We start from the raw sequence: 4,947 nt of genomic DNA, 5'->3' as shown, positions 1-4,947 counted from the left end.
CGCCCTATGTGCTGCTGATGCTTGGTGGGCTGGTGCTGATGCTGCTGGTTCCGGGACTTGCTACGTGGCTGCCCTATGCCTCCGGGTTTGGCAGGTGAAATGCCGGCAGAAGGCCCCGAAGCCGTTTTGCGGGCTCGCCTGTTCCGACATGGGTCTGCACGGAAGAACACAGTGCTGGATGGCCTGCAAGCGGCCGCCTTCGCGAAGTGCAATGCAGCGCTTTGTCAGGTTCGAGAGATGGCATTGAGCCGCTCGCCGCACATTGCAAAGTTCGCTTTCAGCGCGTTGCGGCACGGGGCGCGGATTTCAGCATCAGCAATAGTGCCCGAGCCCGGCTAAAGGTCCGCTTTCGCTGGAATGGCTGGGGAGCTTCACGCTTGCAGCGTTCATGGCCAGGCGTACCAACTGAACGGCATGTTTGGGCTGAAAGCGCTCGCGCGCGCCATGCAGCGCCCCGCCCAAGCCCGGTGATTTTGCTTTTGGTAATGTTCTGGTCACGAAGGAGAATGAGATGGATTTTTACTATCCTGACAGCCTGTTCTAAGCTACTCCCACTCACCGGCATTTCGCGCCGGCGGCAAGTTTCTTTTCTACGCGGGGCCTGTATGACATATCTTGGTTTGGACTTGGGGACCTCCGGCGTCAAAGCTCTCCTTATTGATGAAACGCAGTCTGCCCTCGCAGAAGGCCATGGCGGGCTGACCGTCGACCGCCCCCACCCGTTGTGGAGTGAACAGGACCCCCGGGCCTGGATTGACGCCTGCAAAGCGGCCATCGAACAGGTGCGCGCTCAAGCGCCCGCGGGATTTGCCGCCCTGCGTGGCATTGGGGTTTCGGGCCAGATGCACGGTGCTACCTTGCTGGACGACAAGGACGTGCCTCTGCGTCCCGCCATTCTGTGGAACGACGGACGCTCCCACGCGGAATGTGCCGAGCTTGAAGGCCGCGCTGATTTCCTCGGGATTGCCGGCAACATCGTCATGGCGGGCTTTACAGCGCCCAAATTGAGGTGGGTTCAAAAGAACGAACCGGACACATTTGCGCGCACGCGCAGAGTATTACTGCCGAAAGACTACGTGAACCTTTGGCTGACCGGCGAGCATGTGTCTGATATGTCGGATGCAGCAGGCACACTCTGGCTGGATGTTGCGCGGCGCGATTGGTCAGATATGCTTTTGGCCGCCACCGGCTTGACCCGGGACCACATGCCCCGTCTGGTGGAAGGCAGCGCGCGTGCCGGGGAGTTGCGCCCCGAATTGAGAGCCGCGTGGGGCGTTGGGTCCGTTGCGGTTGCCGGGGGGGCTGGCGACAACGCTGCAACAGCCTGCGGGCTGGGGGCCGTCAATCCGGGGGATGGATTTCTGTCTTTGGGCACGTCAGGCGTCTTGTTCTCTGTCACCGGCTGCTTTTCGGCGAACACTCAAAGCGCTGTTCACAGTTTTTGCCACGCGGTGCCCGGAACCTGGCATCACATGGGAGTGATCCTGTCTGCCACGGATGCTCTCGCATGGTTCGGTCAAATTACCGGGAAGACACCGGCCGCGATTGCCGCCATGGTGGAGGGGGTCACAGCGCCGTCTCCGATCACGTTCCTGCCGTATCTGTCGGGTGAACGAACCCCGCACAACGCCCCGGATGCAGTCGGGGCGTTTCACGGCCTGCGCCGGGACCATGCCTTGCCTGATATGGCGCAGGCGGTCATGGAGGGCGTCGGATATGCTTTTGCCGATTGCTGCGCCGCGCTTGAGACCGCCGGCTCGCTGCCCGAAACCGTCAGCGTCGCAGGCGGCGGGAGCCGGTCGGAAACGTGGTTGCAGATGATCGCTGATATCACCGGGCTCACTCTGAAGCTGCCTGACAGCGGCTCACAAGGGGCGGCATTGGGCGCGGCACGTCTGGGGTTGATGGCAAGCGAGGCGGTCACGGCGGAGACGGTGCTCACGCAGCCGCACACCGAAAAAACCTTTGTGCCCAACTTTGACATGAAAGACACCTATGCCGCTGGCTTCGACATGTACCGGAATATTGCTGCGCAATCTCTGCAGAGATGATCTTGGTCAGACCTGTGATCTTCCGCCGGTGAAGCAGTGACACTTCAGGGAACTGAAGACTGCGTACGCGCACCCCAACATCTAGGGGAGCGTTTTGTCGAGTATGCTGAGCACGTGGAAAGTAATCCACTTTTCGAGAGCAAATTGTTCAGAACTGCAAACGGAACGATGATTGCAAAACTGCGGAAAGATCGACCAATGACAATCGCTGGCTTCTGTTTGTTTCTCGGAATCACAACACAGACATGGCGGCACTGGCGAAAGAACAGGAAAGATCTAGTCGAGACAATGGAGCTCATTGAAAATGCTGTGTTTGCGCACAAGTTCGAGCGATGTGCTGCAGGCATTTTCAAAGCCAATAACATTAGCCGGGAACTAGGCCTTATGCGAAAGGCTTGAGCTAATAATCCTTTGCTCCACTTGTCCGAAACGATCTGTCCGCTTTCATCAATTGACCTATATGGTGAAAGACTACGCGATCCGCTGCAAGAGACTGGGAATAAACGGTTCCTGAAAGAAATCGGAAGCTAAGTCACCCTGCTTACCAGTAGGCCAATTCACTGTTGCAGCAACCATAGCAACTTCGCATTGAGATACAGTACAGGTTATAGAGATTGATTTCCAAATCCTAACCAGCTTTCGAAAAGTCGTGCTCATAGGCATCCCTCGCCAAGAAACGACTGTAAGCCGAAAGCAGCGATGTAGCTAATGGGTCCCGGATTCGCCCGCAACCACGGATAGAATAAGTGAATGAACCGTCATCGTAAGAGCCGTATTGAGAAAACGACTTTTTTGGCGCCGCCCGAGGAATGACTGCGTTGGCCAATAGTTTCGCAACTTGGTCCTTGTGAACCCTCCGAGCGTCTTCAATCTGCTTGGAAAACTTTCCAAAGTGCTAGAAACTGGAAATGTCTCGATCTTGTCGCGCTGGTACCGCAGCGAAGGAGATAGGTGACCAATCTGCCGACGCAGAGCCGCCGCCGCCGTAGTGACTTCCTGTCCTAGGACTAGGAGATCCACATTCGGGGGGTGTTTTTTTTGGCGCGCGCCACAGCCTTTGAAGCCTTTTGCATCAAGCGATCGGTTTGGTTTTGAACTTCATGTGAAAGTGCCTCAGCCAGCAGCCCCAATCCAGCAAGTTCCGAAAAATCCTGTAGTTGGTCGGACAAAACGTCCAATCGCGGCGAAAGCACGGTAACAATATCCGCGAGATCCTTGGCCTCTGCTGCGTATTTAGTAAGGTCAGAAAATAGTGCCTGAGATTCTTCAAGTGCTTGTTGCGCGTCGGTGAGCACCTCCGCCATTTCCCGTTCTGCGGAACTTGTCAGTAGGGGTGTTTCCTGGATGCGGCTAGTCACGGTTGCAATCTTCTGCCGGGCGACAGCTGTGTTGGCGTCAAGCGACTTGGCAGTATTGCTGTAACTCGCCAAACGACTTGCTACATTCTCGGCATCGGCAATCGCCTTGCGCCCGCCTTTGAAGGGCTTAGAGTTCTCCGGTCGGTTTGCTTTAAACGTGTTAAAATTTCGTCTGGTCCATTCATAGAAGCTACCGATCATTTCAGTCGCGTGGGTCACTAGGCGTCGGAAGTTCTGAGAATACGGATTGGAAACAAAACCTTCCCTGTCCGTCTTCTCTTTTAGGTTGCCATTTTCCGCCTCACTAATCGACACGAACCCAATCACATTCTGGGGGCGCAATCCGTACCAGGAACTTCCGCTCGTTTGCTGAGCGCTTAGGCGAAGCCAATCTTTGCCATTCAAACCATAAGGCTTTATTGCGAAGCCGTCGCGGAATACTATTATACCCGCATGTAGCTTTACAATCTCTCTGACCTCGTTTGTGTTTGCAAGCCCGCCAAGCTTGGCTCCAATCTCATCACCGCGCAGCATAAATTCATCGATTTCAGCGTGAAAAGGACCAGGATTGGCATTAACCAGCGGAGCGTCTTGTTCGTTAGATGGATCTTTTTCTGCGCCACCGAGCGCTGACAGTGGAACACGATAGTCAAACTCAATGAAGAAGTTCGGGTCATCACTAAGCTTAAAGTTAACCGGTGCCTTCTTGCTCTTTAAGTAATCAAAGAATGAGCGCCCATTTTCTCTTGCTAGCAAATTCTCGTAGGAATCATGATCCTGGTTTCCGCGGAGCTTCATGAGCCGGAATTTTCCGGTCATCGCTAGCGTTCCGTCAGCGAAATCAATGTTGAACTTGGCCACCGCCGCGCCACGGACCTTCGAAGAAACCTGCCCCAAGTCAATCGGGCGGCCATTGATGCGTAGCGTCACCAAGAAAGGGCGAGCTTCAGCAAAGGGGGAAATGACCTGCGAAAGATCAGCGATTAGCTTTTCGACAGCTCTCCCGCCCCAAACCTCGGCATTTCGCAACCCAGAGACAACTAGCTTTGTACCTTTACTTCGTGCAGATGTTTTCGCTGTGTCAATTGATACTGGCACTTCGCTTAAGCTTTTGTCATCGGTAAACGCGTCCCAAGCAAATGCGACGTGCAACGTATCATCTTGTCCGTCCTTGCGCGTATAAAGCTCCAGGTTTTGACCCAGTTTCTGGGTGCTTAGACGCCCCAAGCCTTTATCACCCAAAGGCGTTCGCCCCTTAGGTGTCTTGCGCCCGGAAGCCTTCATGATCCGCTTTCCTGATAGCGAAATCATTCACCAACCACGTTCGATATCGGCGCGGTTCATTCCCATGCCGTCATCTTCAATTGCAACGTAGCCGACGGCCTCGGAGAACTTATGATCAGCCCCACCTGAGTGGTCCGGTTTGATTGTTAGTGCATGACCGGTCTTTGATCCATCAGAACGATGGTTTCCGGCGCGGGCGGGCGATACCCCAGAGCACTGTGTGGTCGCTTGGTGTTGTAGTGTTTCCTCCACTT

4 protein-coding genes are annotated in these 4,947 nt (G+C 55.1%); 2 read left to right on the top strand and 2 right to left on the bottom strand.

The annotated features are described in order from the left end of the window. Positions 1-605: 605 nt before the first annotated feature. Both xylB and ACOHWE_RS20010 read left to right on the top strand, forming a co-directional pair. On the top strand, positions 606-2,051 hold the full coding sequence (xylB, locus tag ACOHWE_RS20015; RefSeq protein WP_420668503.1) for a xylulokinase: 1,446 nt from the start codon (positions 606-608) through the stop codon (positions 2,049-2,051). A gap of 36 nt (positions 2,052-2,087) precedes the next feature. Further along, positions 2,088-2,450: a terminase small subunit gene (locus ACOHWE_RS20010; RefSeq protein WP_420668502.1), complete on the top strand. Its 363-nt coding sequence runs from the start codon at positions 2,088-2,090 to the stop codon at positions 2,448-2,450. Between the two features lie 608 nt (positions 2,451-3,058). Here the strand turns inward: ACOHWE_RS20010 and ACOHWE_RS20005 are convergent. Both ACOHWE_RS20005 and ACOHWE_RS20000 read right to left on the bottom strand, forming a co-directional pair. Further along, positions 3,059-4,693 (bottom strand): ATP synthase subunit B family protein, encoded by a 1,635-nt coding sequence (locus tag ACOHWE_RS20005; protein ID WP_420668501.1) that lies wholly within the window; start codon positions 4,691-4,693, stop codon positions 3,059-3,061. Between the two features lie 146 nt (positions 4,694-4,839). Continuing rightward, the coding region (locus tag ACOHWE_RS20000; protein WP_420668485.1) for an integrase core domain-containing protein at positions 4,840-4,947 on the bottom strand (108 nt) is incomplete at its 5' end.

The organism is Cribrihabitans neustonicus (assembly GCF_048820895.1).
Taxonomy (GTDB): Bacteria; Pseudomonadota; Alphaproteobacteria; order Rhodobacterales; family Rhodobacteraceae; genus Cribrihabitans_A; species Cribrihabitans_A neustonicus.
This window is presented reverse-complemented; position numbering and strand designations above follow the sequence as displayed.

Coding starts and splice junctions, on each gene's coding strand:
- xylB (WP_420668503.1), top strand. CDS start 606: ATGACATATCTTGGTTTGGACTTGGGGACCTCCGGCGTCAAAGCTCTC.
- ACOHWE_RS20005 (WP_420668501.1), bottom strand. CDS start 4,693: ATGAAGGCTTCCGGGCGCAAGACACCTAAGGGGCGAACGCCTTTGGGT.